The 17234-nt window shown below is 59.0% G+C and carries 16 protein-coding genes; 12 read left to right on the plus strand and 4 right to left on the minus strand.

Features of this window, described 5'->3' with window-relative positions:
- Window positions 1-67 precede the first annotated feature (67 nt).
- From HNQ72_RS01040 to HNQ72_RS01080, 9 genes are all read left to right on the plus strand, one after another.
- Complete coding sequence (locus HNQ72_RS01040) at window positions 68-1003, plus strand: carbohydrate ABC transporter permease (protein WP_148146485.1); 936 nt, start codon at window positions 68-70, stop codon at window positions 1001-1003.
- Window positions 996-1940 carry a carbohydrate ABC transporter permease gene (locus HNQ72_RS01045; RefSeq protein ID WP_148146486.1) on the plus strand — a complete coding sequence of 315 codons (945 nt, stop codon included), beginning with the start codon at window positions 996-998 and terminating at the stop codon, window positions 1938-1940. Before HNQ72_RS01040 ends, HNQ72_RS01045 begins: the two co-directional genes overlap by 8 nt.
- Window positions 1941-1946: 6 nt before the next feature.
- A complete protein-coding gene (locus HNQ72_RS01050; protein WP_183989174.1) occupies window positions 1947-3044 on the plus strand; it encodes an ABC transporter ATP-binding protein in 1098 nt (365 codons plus the stop codon).
- Between the two features lie 100 nt (window positions 3045-3144).
- Entirely contained in the window at window positions 3145-5604 is a 2460-nt protein-coding gene (locus HNQ72_RS01055; RefSeq protein WP_183989175.1) for a beta-mannosidase, read from the plus strand.
- Between the two features lie 23 nt (window positions 5605-5627).
- Complete coding sequence (locus tag HNQ72_RS01060; protein WP_183989176.1) at window positions 5628-6392, plus strand: sugar phosphate isomerase/epimerase family protein; 765 nt, start codon at window positions 5628-5630, stop codon at window positions 6390-6392.
- 28 nt (window positions 6393-6420) lie between these two features.
- Complete coding sequence (locus tag HNQ72_RS01065; RefSeq protein WP_183989177.1) at window positions 6421-7554, plus strand: Gfo/Idh/MocA family protein; 1134 nt, start codon at window positions 6421-6423, stop codon at window positions 7552-7554.
- 67 nt (window positions 7555-7621) lie between these two features.
- Window positions 7622-8671: an L-glyceraldehyde 3-phosphate reductase gene (gene mgrA / locus HNQ72_RS01070; protein ID WP_183989178.1), complete on the plus strand. Its 1050-nt coding sequence runs from the start codon at window positions 7622-7624 to the stop codon at window positions 8669-8671.
- Window positions 8672-8925: 254 nt separating this feature from the next.
- On the plus strand, window positions 8926-10545 hold the full coding sequence (locus HNQ72_RS01075; RefSeq protein WP_183989179.1) for a glycoside hydrolase family 43 protein: 1620 nt from the start codon (window positions 8926-8928) through the stop codon (window positions 10543-10545).
- Between the two features lie 150 nt (window positions 10546-10695).
- Complete coding sequence (locus HNQ72_RS01080) at window positions 10696-11052, plus strand: RcnB family protein (protein WP_148146493.1); 357 nt, start codon at window positions 10696-10698, stop codon at window positions 11050-11052.
- A gap of 104 nt (window positions 11053-11156) precedes the next feature.
- On the opposite strand, the gene HNQ72_RS01085 is transcribed toward HNQ72_RS01080, so the two are convergent.
- Window positions 11157-12137 carry a zinc ABC transporter substrate-binding protein gene (locus HNQ72_RS01085; RefSeq protein WP_183989180.1) on the minus strand — a complete coding sequence of 327 codons (981 nt, stop codon included), beginning with the start codon at window positions 12135-12137 and terminating at the stop codon, window positions 11157-11159.
- A 109-nt stretch (window positions 12138-12246) separates the two neighbouring features.
- Here HNQ72_RS01085 and HNQ72_RS01090 point away from each other — a divergent pair, with 109 nt between their 5' ends.
- Genes HNQ72_RS01090 through HNQ72_RS01100 form a run of 3 tightly spaced genes read left to right on the plus strand, consistent with a single transcriptional unit; the run spans window position 12247 to window position 14415 of the window.
- Complete coding sequence (locus HNQ72_RS01090; protein WP_183989181.1) at window positions 12247-13170, plus strand: ATP-binding cassette domain-containing protein; 924 nt, start codon at window positions 12247-12249, stop codon at window positions 13168-13170.
- Window positions 13163-13990: a zinc ABC transporter permease subunit ZnuB gene (znuB, locus tag HNQ72_RS01095; protein ID WP_183991195.1), complete on the plus strand. Its 828-nt coding sequence runs from the start codon at window positions 13163-13165 to the stop codon at window positions 13988-13990. Before HNQ72_RS01090 ends, znuB begins: the two co-directional genes overlap by 8 nt.
- Window positions 13991-13998: 8 nt before the next feature.
- The gene (locus tag HNQ72_RS01100; RefSeq protein WP_183991197.1) at window positions 13999-14415 is read left to right on the plus strand and encodes a Fur family transcriptional regulator; all 417 of its coding nucleotides are present in this window, start codon (window positions 13999-14001) and stop codon (window positions 14413-14415) included.
- Here HNQ72_RS01100 and HNQ72_RS01105 read toward each other — a convergent pair whose 3' ends face one another.
- The 3 genes from HNQ72_RS01105 to HNQ72_RS01115 form a co-directional block, all read right to left on the minus strand.
- Window positions 14416-14949: a gamma carbonic anhydrase family protein gene (locus tag HNQ72_RS01105; protein ID WP_183989182.1), complete on the minus strand. Its 534-nt coding sequence runs from the start codon at window positions 14947-14949 to the stop codon at window positions 14416-14418. It lies immediately after the preceding gene.
- A 24-nt stretch (window positions 14950-14973) separates the two neighbouring features.
- Window positions 14974-15660, minus strand: coding sequence for a fumarylacetoacetate hydrolase family protein (locus HNQ72_RS01110; protein ID WP_183989183.1), 687 nt, complete (start codon window positions 15658-15660; stop codon window positions 14974-14976).
- A 166-nt stretch (window positions 15661-15826) separates the two neighbouring features.
- Window positions 15827-16756 (minus strand): glycosyltransferase 61 family protein, encoded by a 930-nt coding sequence (locus HNQ72_RS01115; protein ID WP_183989184.1) that lies wholly within the window; start codon window positions 16754-16756, stop codon window positions 15827-15829.
- Between the last annotated feature and the right edge of the window lie 478 nt (window positions 16757-17234).

Below are 17234 nucleotides of genomic sequence, written 5' to 3' on the forward strand. Positions count from 1 at the left end.
CCTTTCGCAAGAGGGGCGGGGCCGGAAGGAAAGGCTGCGCCTTGAGCGTACCGATCGAGGAGGAACAATGTCCCGTACCGTGCCGTCCGCTACACCATCCAGACCGCTGCCGAAATCGTCCGGCCGGCCTAATCAGCTCTTCCGCAATCTCAATTCCAAGATTGCGCTCACCCCCATGATCCTCGTTGCCGCTGTCGTATTCTTCGGCGGCACGATCTGGACGGTGATCTATTCCTTTACCAATTCCAGGCTTCTGCCGCGGGCAAGCTTTGTCGGTTTTGACCAGTATGAGCGCCTTTGGGCGTCGTCCCGCTGGATCATCTCGATCCAGAACCTCTTGATCTACGGCATCCTGTCCCTGATCTTCTCGCTCGTGGTCGGCTTCGTGCTGGCGGCGCTGATGGACCAGAAGATCCGCTTCGAAAGCGCCTTCCGCACCATTTTCCTTTATCCCTTCGCTCTGTCCTTCATTGTCACCGGCCTTGTCTGGCAGTGGATCCTCAATCCGGAATTCGGGGTGCAGGGCATCGTCCGCTCGCTCGGCTGGACGAGCTTTACCTTCGACCCGCTCTACAATCCCGACATCGTCATCTACGGCATCCTGATCGCAGGTCTCTGGCAGGGGACAGGGCTGGTCATGTGCCTGATGCTCGCCGGCCTGCGCGGTATCGACGAGGATATCTGGAAGGCGGCCCGCGTCGACGGCATCCCGATGTGGCGGACCTATCTTTTCGTCGTCATTCCGATGATGCGTCCGGTCTTCATCACCACGCTGGTCCTCATCGGCAGCGGCATCGTCAAGCTCTATGATCTCGTCGTGGCACAGACATCCGGCGGCCCCGGCAATGCGTCGGAAGTGCCTGCAAAATACGTCTATGACTACATGTTCCAGGCGCAGAACCTGGGGCAGGGCTTTGCCGCCTCCACCATGATGCTGCTCACCGTCGCCATCATCATCATCCCCTGGGCCTATCTCGAATTCGGAGGGAAGAAGCGTGGCTAACGTCTCCACTCTCAACGCGACCGGCGCCGCGATAGACGCCGTCAGAACCGAAATTGCAGCGGGACCGCGCGGAAAAAAGCCGAAGAAGGTCCTCTCTCGCCGCAACATCATGATTTACGGCATTCTCGGCCTGGCGGCGCTTTATTACCTCCTGCCGCTCTACGTGATGGTCGTCACGTCATTGAAGGGCATGCCGGAAGTGCGTCTCGGCAACATTTTTTCGCCGCCGATGGAAATCACTTTCGAACCCTGGGTAAAAGCCTGGGCCGAGGCCTGCACTGGCCTTAACTGTGACGGTCTTTCCCGCGGCTTCTGGAACTCGGTGCGCATTCTCGTGCCCTCGGTCATAGTCTCGATCGCAGTCGCCTCGGTCAGCGGTTATGCGCTTGCCAACTGGCGTTTCAAGGGCTCGGAACTGTTCTTCTCCGTGCTCATCATCGGCGCCTTCATTCCCTATCAGGTAATGATCTATCCGCTCGTCATCATCCTGCGTGAAATCGGTATCTACGGTTCGCTCACCGGCCTCGTCATCGTCCATACGATCTTCGGCATGCCGATCCTGACGCTGCTCTTCCGCAACTATTTCGCCGGCCTGCCGGAGGAACTGTTCAAGGCGGCACGCATCGACGGTGCAGGCTTCTGGCAGATCTACGGTCGTATCATGCTGCCTATGTCGCTGCCGATCTTCGTCGTTGCGATCATCATCCAGGTCACCGGCATCTGGAACGACTTCCTCTTCGGCGTCGTCTTCACGCGGCCGGATACCTATCCGATGACCGTCCAGCTCAACAACATCGTCAACTCCGTCCAGGGGGTGAAGGAATACAACGTCAACATGGCAGCGACGCTGCTCACCGGCGCTGTTCCGCTCATCGTCTATTTCGTTTCCGGCCGGCTGTTCGTTCGCGGCATCGCTGCCGGCGCAGTAAAGGGGTAAGCCTTGATGACCGACCTCTCCAATTCCGTTTCCATTCGTGACCTGTCTCTGCACTTCGGGGCGGTGACCGTTCTCCAGAACCTCGATCTCGATATCAAGGACGGAGAATTCCTCGTCCTGCTCGGCTCTTCCGGCTGCGGCAAGTCCACGCTTCTCAACTGCATTGCCGGCCTGCTCGAGCCGACCGACGGCCAGATCTTCATCAAGGACAAGAACGTCACCTGGGAAGAGCCCAAGGACCGCGGCATCGGCATGGTCTTCCAGTCTTATGCGCTCTACCCGCAGATGACGGTGGAGAAGAACCTCTCCTTCGGCTTGAAGGTCGCCGGCATGCCCAAGGACGAGATCGCAAAGCGCATCGCCCGAGCCGCTGGCATCCTGCAGATCGAGCCTTTGCTTCAGCGCAAGCCGGCAGCCTTGTCCGGCGGCCAGCGCCAGCGCGTCGCGATCGGCCGCGCGCTTGTCCGTGATGTTGATGTCTTCCTTTTCGACGAACCGCTCTCCAACCTCGATGCGAAACTGCGCTCCGAACTGCGCGTCGAGATCAAGCGTCTGCACCAGTCGCTGAAGAACACGATGATCTACGTCACCCACGACCAGATCGAGGCGCTGACGCTGGCAGACCGGATCGCCATCATGAAGAGCGGCGTCATCCAGCAGTTGGACGATCCGATCACCATCTACAACCGCCCGAGAAACAAGTTCGTCGCCGGCTTCATCGGCTCGCCCTCGATGAACTTTCTCAATGGCGAACTGGCGGAGGAGGGCGGCAAAAAAGTCTTCCGCACCAATGGCGTCAGCATTTCGCTTGCCGGCTATGAAGCAACTGAGGCGCTCACCCCCGGCCGCAAGGTCGTGCTCGGCCTGCGCCCCGAACATATCAAGGTCGATGGCGACGTCACGACCGAACAGGCTCACGAAGCGATCGTCGATATCGAGGAGCCGATGGGCGCCGACAACCTGATCTGGCTGAAACTCGCCGGCCACACGATCTCCGTGCGCATCGGCGGTGCCCGGCGTTACAAGGTCGGCGCAAAAGTCCGCCTCGGCTTCGACATGACCATGGCCTCGCTCTTTGATGCGGAGACGGAGGAGCGGATTTGATTACCTGCAGCGGGATTTACCCCTCGCCCTGCTGCCGGTCCCGTCTCTCCGGTCATGCCGGAGAGACGGGGCGCGTTCTGACAATTGATGAGAAGCGACAATGACCAGCATGATCGATCTCTTGGGCGAATGGAGCCTTACGTCTCCCGACAGCGCCCACGCCGCCAGCATATCCATCCCCGGTGACATCCACACGGCGCTGAAAACCGCCGGCCTCATCCCGGACCCCTATATCGGCCGCAACGAAAACGACATTCAATGGGTAGCGCATCAGGACTGGCAGATCGAAAAGACCTTCTTCATCGATGATCCTGACGGCTCCTGGTATCTCGACATCACCTATCTCGACACGGTAGCGATCGTCTTCGTCAACGACGTGCCAGTCCTCTCTGCCGACAATTGCTTCCGGCGTTATCGCCCGGATGTCTCGTCGGCCCTGAAGCCCGGCGAAAACACCGTCCGCATTCTTTTCCATTCCAATATCAAGGCGGGGGCAGAACGCCAGGCAAGGCAGCCATTCTACCTGCCGTTTTCGAAGAACTGCCCGATCCCGGACGGTAACATGCTGCGCAAGCCGCAATGCCATTTCGGCTGGGACTGGAACCTCGCGATCGCACCGCTCGGCCTCTACGGTGAAATTTCCCTGAAACGACTGGAAATCGCCCGCATCGAACACGTTGTCACCGAGCAGCGACATCACGAAGATGGCTCCGTCGATCTCTATGTCACCGTATCCTTCCATGCCGACACGCAGGGTGTGATCCCCATCCATCTACAATTCGGCGAAGAACGTCTTCGCCTCGATTGCGGCATGCGCCCCGGCGAAAACAGCATTACCCACATCTTCCATGTCGAAAACCCAAAACTCTGGTGGCCGGCCGGAAGCGGTGAACAGACGCTCTATTCATTGATCGTCGATACGCAGAGCGAGACGGTTACCCGCCAGATCGGCCTGCGCACCGTCGAACTGCTGACCGACAAGGACGAGGCGGGCAGCCGTTTCGCCTTCCGCATCAACGGTCGTGAAATCTTCTGCCGCGGCGCTAACTGGATTCCCGCCGACGCGCTCTTCTCTCTCACCAGCCCGGAAAAGACGGAAGATCTTCTGCAATCCGCCGTCGATGCCAACATGAACATGATCCGCATCTGGGGCGGCGGCTTTTACGAGGATGAGCATTTCTACGATCTCTGCGACCGCCTCGGCCTGATGGTCTGGCAGGATTTTCAGTTCGCCTGCAACATCTATCCCTCGACGCCCGACTTTCTCGAAAATGTCGAACACGAAGTCGAGTATCAGACGAAGCGCCTGATCTCCCATCCGTCGATCGTGCTCTGGTGTGGCGATAACGAACTCGTCGGTGCGCTTCTCTGGTACGAGGAAACCCGCAACAACCGCGACCGCTATCTGGTCTCCTACGATCGCCTCAACCACACGATCGAGAGGGCGATGAAAAAGGCGGTCCCGCAGGCGATCTGGTGGCCGTCGAGCCCAGCTTCCGGTTATCTCGATTATGGCGACGCATGGCATGCAGACGGTTCCGGCGACATGCATTTCTGGTCCGTCTGGCACGAGAACAAGCCGTTCGAACATTACCGCGATGTCAAACCGCGCTTCTGCTCCGAATTCGGCTTCCAGTCCTACACGTCCCTGCCGGTGATCCACACCTATGCCGAGGAAAAGGACCTCAATATTGCCTCGCCGGTGATGGAGCATCACCAGCGCAATGTCGGCGGCAACGAGCGTATCGCCGCCACCATGTTCCGCAATTTCCGTTTCCCGAGCGGCTTTGCCAATTTCGTCTATCTGAGCCAAGTCCAGCAGGGTGTCGCGATCAAGACTGCGGTCGATTACTGGCGCTCGCTGAAGCCCCATTGCATGGGCGCTCTCTACTGGCAGCTCAACGACACTTGGCCGGTTGCCTCATGGGCAAGCCTTGATTACGGCGGCGGCTGGAAGGTGCTGCATTACATGGCACGCCGTTTCTTCCAGCCCGTTGCCGTAGCTGCCATCCCTTCGGAGGATGGCAGCGAGATCCGCTTCTCGCTGGTCAACGATACGCTCGAAGACGTCACCGTCACGCTCAACATCTCGCTGCTGACGCTTGCGGGCGAACGCCGCTCGTTGAGGAGTATCGACGCCGTCTGCTCACCGGATGCCGCCGTCACGGTTCTGACCATCCCCGCAACCACGGTCCCGAGCGACAACCTTCTGGCATGGAGCTTCACCGCCTCGAACGGATCGAGCGGCGAGGGGCATCATGTCATGGAAAGCTACAAGGCGCTGGAGCTTCTGCCCGCGAGCCTGGAAATGTCCGTGTCCCCATCCGGTGCCCAAGGGGAGAATGGCGCCTTCGACATTCTCGTTCAATCCAAAGGCCTCGCGCTTTTCGTCCTCATCGAGAGCGAAACACCCGGCCGTTATTCCGATAACGCTTTTGATCTTGCCGCCGGCGAAAACCGAACGGTTCGCTTTACCCCGAGCGTGCCGGCGGCAAGCCCCCCAGGTTCCCCGCCTGTTTTCCGCATCTACGACCTTCAATCCTGCCAGTCCGCAGGCTGACATTTCATTTCAAGGAGGATGACATGACGACCTTTGGTTTCCAGCTTTATAGCGCCCGCAATTTCCCGCCGCTCTCCGACGTGCTGAAACTCGTGGCGAAGAACGGCTACAAGCATGTCGAAGGGTATGGCGCTCTTTATGCGACGCTGGACGAGGCGGGCCTCAAAGCCATGCGCGCCGAACTCGACGCAAACGGCCTGACCATGCCGACCGGCCATTTCGGCATTGATCTGCTTGAAAAGGAGCCTGAACAGGCATTGCTGATCGCCAAGACACTCGGTGTCGAAGCGATCTATTGCCCGCATCTGGTTGCCGATCAGCGCCCCACCGACGCGGCCGGCTGGTTCGCCTTCGGCAAGCGTCTAGCCGAAGCCGGCAAGCGTTATCAGGATGCCGGCTATACATTTGGTTGGCACAACCACGATTTCGAATTCAAGGCATTGCCGGATGGCTCCACTCCGCAGGAGCAGATCTTTGCCGGCGGCCCTGATCTCACCTGGGAAGCCGATATCGCCTGGGTCATCCGCGGCGGCGCCGATCCCTTTGCCTGGGTCGAAAGCTACGGCCGGAAGATCACCGCGGTACACGTAAAAGATATCGCACCGGCCGGCGAAAACACCGACGAAGACGGCTGGGCTGATGTTGGTCACGGCACCGTTCCGTGGAAGGATCTGATCGCCGCCTTGAAGGCGAAGACCTCGGCGAAATACTATGTTCTGGAGCACGATAACCCCAAGGATATTGAGCGCCTTGCCTCCCGTTCCATCGCCGCCTTCAACACCTACTGATCTCACGTAATCATTCGGAGTATCCCCAATGACCAAGGAACTTGGCGTCGGCATCCTCGGATGCGGCAACATTTCCACCACCTATTTTGCGCTGTCTCCCCTGTTCAAGGGCATCAAGGTTCTCGCCTGCGCAGATATCAATCCCGTCGCCGCACAGGCGAAGGCGAAGGAATATGGCGTCAAGGCGCAGACGGTCGAAGAGCTTCTCGCCAATGACGAGATCGATGTGATCGTCAACCTGACCATTCCTGATGCACATTTCGCCGTCTCCAAGGCGATCCTGCAGGCCGGAAAACATGTCTATTCGGAAAAACCGCTGACGGTGACGCTGGATCAGGGCAAGGAACTGCAGGCGCTCGGCCGGGAAAAAGGGCTCGCCATCGGTTGCGCCCCCGATACTTTTCTAGGCGGCGCACACCAGCTTGCCCGCGCCTATATCGACGAAGGCGGGGTAGGGCGCATCACCTCCGGTACCTGCCACGTCATGAGCCCCGGCATGGAGATGTGGCACCCCAATCCGGGCTTCTTTTTCCTCAATGGCGGCGGCCCGATCCTCGATCTTGGCCCTTATTACATCGCCAACCTGATCAACTTCCTCGGCCCGGTAAAGCGTGTCGCGGCATTGACTACCATGGCGAACCCGACCCGTACCGTCACCAGCGAGCCGTTGAAGGGCACGATCATTCCGGTCGAGACGCCGACCAATATCCACGCGCTTCTGGAATTCGTCGATGGCGCGACCATCACGCTCTCTGCCAGCTGGGATGTCTGGTCCCATCGCCACGCCAATATGGAACTCTACGGCACGGAAGGCTCGATCTACGTGCCGGATCCGAACTTCTTCGGCGGCGTGGTTGAAGCGAGCGGTCGCAACAAGGATATCGCGCCCCTGAAGGATTGGGATCACCCCTTCGGCAAAGCCAATCAGGAGCATCCGAACGGCCCGCGCGCCAACTACCGCACGGCGGGTCTGGCGGATATGGCCATGGCGCTGATCGAAGGCCGCGATATCCGTTGCTCGATCGACCGTGCGCTTCACGGTGTCGATGTCATGACCTCGATCCTGAAATCCGGTGCCGAGGGCAATTTCGTCGCCACAACGACGACCTGCACCAAGCCTGCGGCACTTGGCATAGAAGAGGCACTGGCGCTTCTGGCGTGAGACGCTAAAACTGCAGCCGGCGCCGGAAATGAGGTTCGGCGCCGGTTTCATTTGGAGGACTTTTCATATGGCTTGGCTCCCGGCGGAAAACCGCTACGAAAGCATGACCTATAATCGCTGCGGCAAATCCGGCCTCAAGCTGCCGGCAATTTCGCTCGGCCTCTGGCACAATTTCGGTGATGACACGCCGCACCAGCGCAAGGTCGATATTTGCCAGAAAGCATTCGACCTCGGCATCACCCATTTCGACCTCGCCAACAATTACGGCCCGAAGCCCGGCTCAGCCGAACTCGCCTTCGGCCAGATCCTGCGCGAGGAATTTTCCGGGCTGCGCGACGAACTGATTATCTCGTCGAAAGCCGGCTACAACATGTGGCCGGGTCCTTACGGTGAATGGGGCAGCCGCAAATATCTGATCGCCTCCTGCGACCAGAGCCTGAAGCGCATGGGCCTCGATTACGTCGACATCTTCTATTCGCACCGTTTCGACCCGGATACGCCGCTCGAGGAAACCTGCGGCGCGCTGGATCACATTGTTCGCTCGGGCAGGGCGCTTTACGTCGGTCTCTCGTCCTACAATTCCAAGCGTACCCGCGAGGCGGTCGAAATCCTGAAACAGATGGGCACGCCCGTCCTCATCCACCAGCCGAGCTATTCGATGATCAACCGCTGGGTCGAGGAAGACGGCCTGCTTGATACGCTGGAGGATCTCGGCGTCGGCTCGATCGTCTTCTCGCCGCTGGCGCAGGGCATGTTGACCTCGAAATATCTCGGTGGCATCCCGGAAGACAGTCGCGCCGCCCAGGGGAAATCGCTGCGCCCGGCTTTCCTGAACGACAAGAACATCGAGAACCTCAAGGGTCTCAATGCAATAGCCGAACGCCGCGGCCAGACTCTGGCGCAGATGGCGCTCGCGTGGGTCCTGCGCGGCAACCGCGTCACGACCGCACTGATCGGTGCCAGCCGTCCGGAACAGGTCGAGGATTGCGTCAAGGCGCTCGAAAAGCGCGATTTCACGGCGGAAGAACTGGCCGAAATCGACAAGTTCGCCAGGGAAGCCGACATCAATATCTGGGCAGCCTCGGCTGAACGGGAAGGTCCGGCGCGGAATAAGTGAGCTGACATTTCCGCGCAAGCATTTGCCCTCACGTTAATGGAGGGATTTGCCCCTCTCCCCGTAAACGGGGCGAGGAGACTTGCCCCGCTCAACGGAGGAGAGCGAGGCAAGGCGGTGCCACATCGTCCTTCTCCCCGCGAGCGGGGAGAAGGTGCCGGCAGGCGGATGAGGGGTAGGCCTCTGTCCGCGCATAAGTGAAATCCTACAAGCGTCTGAGGAGCCGCCTCATACAATCTCTGGGAGGAGACACGTTCATGATCCGCAACCCAATCCTGCCGGGCTTCAACGCCGATCCATCCATCTGCCGTGTCGGCGAGGATTATTACATCGCCACCTCCACATTCGAATGGTATCCCGGCGTGCAGATCCATCATTCCCGTGATCTGGTGAACTGGACGCTCATCCGCCGCCCGCTGGAGCGAAAATCCCAGCTCGATATGCGCGGCAATCCCGATAGCTGCGGCGTCTGGGCGCCGTGTCTGTCTTATGCTGATGGCCTGTTCTGGCTCGTCTATACGGACGTCAAACGCTACGACGGCAATTTCAAGGACGCCCATAACTACATTGTCACCTCGCCGACGATCGAGGGCGAGTGGTCCGATCCGGCCTATGCCAATTCCTCCGGCTTCGATCCGTCACTCTTCCACGATGACGATGGCCGCAAATGGTTCGTCAACATGCAGTGGAACCACCGGACTGAAAGTTACGGCGGCGCGCCGAAACATCCGGCCTTTGACGGCATCCTGCTGCAGGAATGGGATACCGAGGCGAAGGCGCTGGAAGGCCCGATCACCAACATCTTTCCCGGCAGCCCGCTCGGCCTCGTCGAGGCGCCGCATCTCTTCAAGCGCAACGGCTGGTATTATCTGACGACGGCGGAAGGCGGCACCGGTTACGACCATGCGGTGACGATGGCCCGCTCGCGCGCCATCGACGGCCAGTACGAGCTTCACCCGAATACACATCTCCTGACATCCAAGGACAATCCGGAAGCCGTTTTGCAGCGCTCCGGCCATGGCCAATACGTCGAGACACCGGATGGTGACGTCTACCACACCCATCTCTGCAGCCGTCCCCTCGCGCCCAACCGTCGCTCGCCGCTCGGCCGCGAAACCGGCCTGCAGAAATGCGTCTGGAAGGAGGATGACTGGCTCTATCTGGCCCAGGGCGGCCTCGTGCCGGATGTCGATGTGCCGGCCCCTGCCGATGCGGAGCCGATCGCAAAACCCACTCGTATCGACTACTCCTTCAATGGAGACACGCTGCCGATCGATTTTCAATGGCTGCGCACGCCCGAGCCGGATCGCATCTTCAGCCTCACGGAACGTCCAGGCCATCTCCGGCTGATCGGCCGCGAAAGCATCGGCTCATGGTTTGAACAATCCCTCGTCGCCCGCCGGCAGGAGCATCACCGGTTTCGCGCAGAAACCACGGTCGAAACCTTCCAATCTGATACCTATCAGCAGGCGTGTGGCCTGACCTATTATTACAATCGCCACAAGTTCCACGCACTTGTCGTAACGCTGCATGAAAAGCTTGGCCGCGTGGTGACGATCTTTTCATGTCCCGGAGATTTTCCGCATGGTCGTATGCAGTTCCCCGCCGGCAGCGGCGTTGCCATTCCGGATGGCCCGGTGGAACTGGCAATGGAAATCCGTGACAACGACCTGCAATTCTTCTGGCGATCCGGCGGAACCAATGATTGGCAGGCAATAGGCCCAGCCCTTGATGCCAGTGTCATCTCGGATGAGGGTGGCCGCGGTGAGCACGGCTCGTTCACGGGTGCCTTTGCCGGCATGTTCGCCTTCGATACGTCGGGCAGGGCGAGGCCTGCTGATTTCAGTCGTTTTTCCTACGAGGCGATTCTCGACTGATTTGCCAAAGGGCTTGCGAAATCGTTAATTTCGTCCGCGAGAATGTTACCGCAAGTCCATATTTTCATTACGCATATTTAATCTTGCATTCATACGGCATTCATCGCTTGAGCCCTAATTCTCGGGTGTGTTCAACGCGAGGATTTAGCCATGAAGAAGTTCATTGTCGCACTTGTTGCCGCCACCGTTCTGGCCGGCCCGATCGCCACCGCAGCCCAGGCGCAGGACTGGCGCAACGACCGCAGCCGTCAGGTCGAACGTCACGTCGATAAGCGGGTGGACAAGCGCGTTCATGTCGACAAGAAGGTCGTCATCCACAAGCAGCGCTGGTCGAAGGGCCATCGTGCGACTGCCGCCGAGCGCCGCCGCATGGCTGATGTTCGCGACTACCGCCGCTACCGCCTGTCGGCTCCGCCGCGCGGTTACAAGTGGGTGAAGGTCGATAACGACTACCTGATGATCGGCATCGCCACCGGCGTCATCTCCAGCATCATCGCTGCTCGTTAAGAGCGGGTACTAAAAATAGGAGACCGGCGGGTGTGTCGTTAGGCACCCGCCGGTCGTCTGCCTGAAGACCGGTCGTGAGGGGAAACTCTTGCCGGTCCGTCACATCACTGCGACAGGCAGGTCTTCAACGAGGTCGCAAGACCCCGCATCATGTCGAAATAAAGCTCCGGCCCTTCCTTCAGGGCGCCTGCCTCCGGGTCCAGCACGCCGGATTTCGCCTTGCTCCCCTCGGTCACCACCTTCACCAGCTTCGGCTCGAACTGCGGCTCGGCAAAAACGCAGGTCGCGCCGAGATCTTCGACCTTCTGGTGGATTTCCTTCACCCGTTCTGCACCCGGCATCGTCTCAGGGCTGACCGTGATCGAGCCGGCCACCTTCACGCCGTAGCGATGCTCGAAATACTGATAGGCGTCGTGGAAGACGATGAACGGCTTGTCCTTGATCGGTGACAGTTCGGCTTTCAGATCTGTATCCAGCGCATCGAGCTTGCCCATCAGTTCGGCAGCATTCTTCTGATAGATGGCAGCATGTTCCGCATCGGCCTGAACCAGCTGTTTTTCGATCTCCGCGGTCATAGCCTTGGCATTCATCGGGTCGAGCCAGAGGTGCACGTCATTGCCTTCATGGTCGTGATCGCCGTCATCCTCGCCGTCGGCATGGTCTTCGCCGGCACCATGGTTGTGGCCATGCCCGTGGTCATGGCCTTCTTCCGCTTCCGGCTCGAACACGCCGCCTTCGCGGAATTTCAGCTTCGTCAGCCCCGGCGCATCTTCCAGCGTCACCACCGTCGCCTTCGATCCCAGCGCCTCGAGCGGCTTTTCCAGAAATGCCTCCATTCCGTGGCCAACCCAAAAGATCAGGTCGGCATTCTGTAGTGCGGCGGCATTCGACGGCCGCATGTTATAGGTATGCGGCGATGCTGCGCCCTCGACGATCAGCTTCGGCTCGGCAACACCCTTCATCACCGAGGCGACCAGCGAATGAATCGGCTTGATCGATACGACGACGTCCGGCGTAGCGGCAAAGGCGCTGGGGGCGCAGATCATCGCAGCCGAGGAAAGAAGGAGGGCGGCGGCAAATTTCATGGCATTCTTCCTTGTTTAGAGATGTAATGTTATTACATCAATTGCGTTATGCTATAACGTGTGCCAAGACGGTCGGCAAGAGGGCCGGTAACAGGAATTTTGAACCAAGATGCTGATGAGCAAGCGGGCCGCCCCGGCCGCAGACAACCGCCCGAAACTGAAGGAAACGCTGGTTTCTCTTTCCAATGCCGGCATCCGCCGCGATGGCCGCTGGCTTGTACGCGGCGTCGAATTCGATATTGCTCGAGGCGAAGTCGTCACCCTTATCGGCCCGAACGGCGCCGGAAAATCGACCACCGCCAAGATGGCGATTGGCGTTTTGAAGGCCGATGAAGGGTCTGTCACCCGCAAGCGCGATCTGCGCATCGGCTATGTCCCGCAAAAACTCGCCATCGACTGGACCATGCCGCTTTCAGTCCGCCGCCTGATGACATTGACCGGCCCGCTGAAGGAGGCTGAGATCGCTGCCGCTCTTGAGGCCACCGGCATTTCGCATCTTGCCGATTCCGAGGTCCGCCATCTTTCCGGCGGCGAATTTCAGCGCGCGTTGCTGGCCCGCGCAATCGCCCGCAAGCCGGATCTGATGGTGCTCGATGAACCCGTCCAGGGCGTGGATTTCGCCGGTGAGGCGGCCCTCTACGATCTGATCCGCACCATCCGCAACGCCACCGGCTGCGGCATCCTGATGATCTCGCACGATCTCCACATGGTCATGGCCGGCACCGATACGGTGATCTGCCTCAACGGCCATGTCTGCTGCCGCGGCACGCCGGAAGTGGTCAGCCAGAGTTCGGATTACATGAAGCTCTTCGGCGGCAATGCCCGCTCGCTTGCCGTCTATAACCACCATCATGACCACACCCATCTTCCCGATGGCCGGGTGCGTCACGCGGATGGCTCTATCACCGAACACTGCCATCCCGAAGACGGCCACCACCACGATCATTCGGATCATGATCACGGCCATGATCATCCTCAAGATCATGCCCATCACCACGACACGCAGAAAGGTGAGGGCACCCGCCATGCTTGACGATTTCTTCATCCGCGCTCTCATCGCGGGCATAGGCGTGGCGCTTACTGCCGGTCCGCTCGGCTGTTTCGTCGTCTGGCGGCGCATGGCCTATTTCGGCGATACGATGGCCCATTCGGCACTGCTCGGTGTGGCGCTGTCGCTGTTCTTCGAAGTCAACCTTCTGATTGCCGTTTTCGGCGTTGCCATCCTTGTATCCGCCGTACTGCTCTTGCTGCAGAGACGCCAGTCGCTTTCGGCTGATGCGCTTCTCGGCATCCTCTCCCATTCGGCACTGGCGATCGGCCTCGTTCTCGTCGCCTTCATGACCTGGGTAAGGATCGACCTTATCGCCTTCCTTTTCGGCGATATTCTCGCCGTCACGCCGTCCGATATCGCCCTTATCTGGGTCGGCGGCGCCGTTGTCGTCGCGGCGATCGTCTACCTCTGGCGCCCGCTCGTCGCCTCCACCGTCAGCGAGGACGTGGCGGAAGCCGAAGGCATGAATCCGGCGCGCACAAAACTCTTCTTCATGCTGCTGATGGCGCTCGTCATCGCCATTGCCATGAAGATCGTCGGCATCATGCTGATAACCTCGCTGTTGATCATCCCGGCCGCCACCGCGCGCCGCTTTTCGGCAAGTCCGGAATGGATGGCGGTATTCGCGTCGCTCATCGGATCGGCTGCGGTCGTCGGCGGTCTTTTTGGATCGCTCACCTATGATACGCCGTCCGGCCCTTCCATCGTGGTCGCGGCACTCCTACTTTTCATATTAAGTCTGATTCCTGCCTTCGGTCGTACCACCGCCGAACGGCCTGCAAACAAGGGAGTGCAAGGATGAACGCCCCGATCGTCAGTCCGGCCCTGACCAAGAACCAGGCGCTCGTCTTCGATGCGCTGAACCGCGCCGAAGGTCCAATGAGCGCTTATACGATACTCGACAAGCTGCGCGACCACGGTTTTCGCGCACCGCTGCAGGTCTATCGCGCGCTCGACAAGCTGACCGAATTCGGCATGGTTCACCGGCTGGAAAGCCTCAACGCCTTCGTCGCCTGCGCCCACCGCGAGCATGAATGCTGCGGCGGTGCCCAGGGGCACGGCCACGGCACGGTCGCCTTCGCCATCTGCGAAAGCTGCAATCAGGTGATGGAATTCCACGATCACAAGGTCGATCATCAACTCGGCGACTGGGCCAAGTCGAAAGGGTTCAAGCCGTCCAAGACGACGATCGAAATTCGCGGCCTTTGCGAAAAATGCGCGGCCTGATTAGGGCTTTATTTCTTTGAGATCTCGCGAAAAACGCTTCCAGTTTGCCACGTAACGCGCAGCTGAGGCCGTGAGCTTCGCGGCAGCTTCATCATCCAGCACGCGGATCGCCTTGGCGGGCGAGCCAACGATCAGAGAATTGTCGGGAAACTCCTTGCCTTCGGTCACCAGCGCATTTGCGCCGACAAGGCAGTTCCTGCCGATCTTCGCGCCGTTCAGGATCGTCGCCCCCATGCCGACCAGCGAATTGTCGCCGATCGTGCAGCCATGGATGATCGCATGATGCCCGATCGTGCAGTCGGAACCGATGGAGACCGGGAAGGCGGGATCGGTATGCACCGTCACGCCTTCCTGAATATTGGAACGTGCGCCGACAGTGATCGGCTCGTTGTCGCCGCGCAGGGTCGCGCCGAACCAGATGCCGGCATCCTCATGAAGAATGACCTTACCTATGACATTGGCATCCGGCGCCACCCAGTAGCGGTCGGGGGCGGGAAGTGAAGGCAGGAAATCCCCGAGCGCATAGATCGGCATCACGTCACTCCCCGATAGTTTCCGTCAGATGACGGATAGCGAAAGTTCGCCGACCCCGGCCACGCCGCAGGTGACCTTGTCACCCTTGACTATGGCGCCGACCCCGGCCGGTGTGCCGGTCATGATGATGTCACCCGGCGCCAGAACGAACTGTTTGGACAGTTCTGCGATGATCTCCGGCAGCTTCCAGATCATCTGGTTCAGATTGCCGTCCTGCTTGCGGGAGCCGTTGACCTCGAGCCAGATTGCGCCTTCCTGCGGGTGGCCGATCTTCGAAGCCGGCACGAGTGCCGAAACCGGAGCCGACTTTTCAAATGCCTTTGCAACTTCCCAGGACCGGCCCATCTTTTTCATCTGGTCCTGAAGGTCGCGACGGGTAAAGTCGATGCCGACGCCATAACCATAGACCTTGGACAGCGCGTCTTCGGCGGCAATATCCGCACCGCCGCCCGAAAGCGCCATCACCAGCTCCACCTCGAAATGCACGTTGGAGGAGAGCGGCGGATAGGGAAAGCTTTCGCCGTTATAGGCGTTGTCTGCATTTTTCTGGAAAAAGAACGGCGCTTCGCGGGAAGGGTCATGCCCCATCTCGATCGCATGGTCGGCATAGTTGCGGCCAACGCAATAGACCCGGCGCACCGGAAACTGTTCGGTTACGCCGACGACATCGAGAAGCACGGATTCGGGGGCAGGGATCACTGTGGCGCGCATCTTGGGTATCCTTACATCACTGGAAAAACGCAGGGCCTTTGTCCATCAATTCGCCCGGCAATCCTAGAGATGAAGGAAAATAAATTCATATGCGGTCAGATGGATACGGCCGAAATGACCGTATCCGGTTGACCACGCGCAGCAAATGTCAGCGGATAGCTCGTTATCAGCCTGCCAGCATGATCGGTGCTTGATTGTGGTCGATCGGCTTTTCCAGCAGATACACGGCACGGTTTCTCAGGGCATCGACAGTCATCGTCTCGCCGACCATCCAGACATGATAGTCATGAATACCCAGGCCATCGGCAAACATCAGGAACGAGCCGTCCCAATAATCGGGCGAATGCAGTTCCACCACCCGCTTGGTCTGCCAATAGACGAGATTGTACATGGCGCTTCCGTGATCGGCAAAAACCGTCTCGGCATTCCCGGCTGCGGCGAGATATTCTTCCAGCGAACGGCCCGCTGTCCTGATAATGGATACGCCGGCAGCCATCATTGCGGCCTCGATCAGCGTGTTGTTCATCTGCCGTTGCGGGCCTTCACCTTTTTCTCCCAGTCGCGAGAGATATACGGCGCTGCCGGGGCGGGCGGGCTTGGGTGCCACCTTCAGGGCTTTACGAAGATTGTCGGTCTCCGCTGCAGTCCAGTAATGTCCGGGGCGTGTCTTGCTCAGAACGGTTGCCTGCGCAATCTCGACCGGTTCATCGATTGCGATTGCCTCGATACCCAGTCGTGCCAGGTCTCTTTTTACATAGGGTTTCGCCAGCCAGTGGCTCGGCAGGATCAGAGGATCGAGTGTTCCCAATCGATTGAGGGCTATCGCAAGCGACGACACGTGTTCTGACATCCAGTCGCCAAATGTCTTCGGCGTTTGTGCCTGCAGTATCGTACCCCGTTCAAGTCGCCGCGCGGGTCTGGACGGCTTGTCCAGAAGATGTTTGAGATTCACTTCCTGGAAGCTTAGCCGCCGTTCAAGCCGGCCATTTACCCAGCCCATGCCCTTTGCGGTATAAATGACGTTCGACGCACTGCCGATGACATTACGTGGAATATCGTATTTCAGCCGGTACTGGTTGAATTCCGTCCCCGCCATCGGCGGTATCTCGCCCGAGAAATTCACAGCTTCGCGTCTGCTGAAGCGCCTCTCATCTCGCGACCAATTCCGATAATAACCGAGCTGTTCGGCAATTGTGTAGACGACGGGCGCAATGTTTCGCTTAAAATGAGAAAAACCCACAGAACACCTTCCAATGAAGCGCGTTTAAGATGATTAGTTAATTGTTTGTTACAGTATTATTTGGATTTGGTGTTCGAATGTTGGTTTGATGATTAATTTAACTCTCGTTTTTATTAAATTATTATTTGTTTTTTACTTTCTTGATTCCGCGATGGGGTGCACTCGTTCTGCTGGTCGGATTTGGGCACCTGAATTGCGGCTAGCGCCTGGATGAAGTGATCCGCAAATCCCCGTAAGGTGACACGGTAATGAAGGGGCTTGCCGGTAAGCGATAAGCGTGTGCGGGAGCTGTAGGATCTATCGCCAAGGAGAGTGCTGCACAGCGAGGGCCGTC

It is taken from the genome of Aliirhizobium wenxiniae (assembly GCF_014201355.1).
Lineage (GTDB): Bacteria > Pseudomonadota > Alphaproteobacteria > Rhizobiales > Rhizobiaceae > Neorhizobium > Neorhizobium wenxiniae.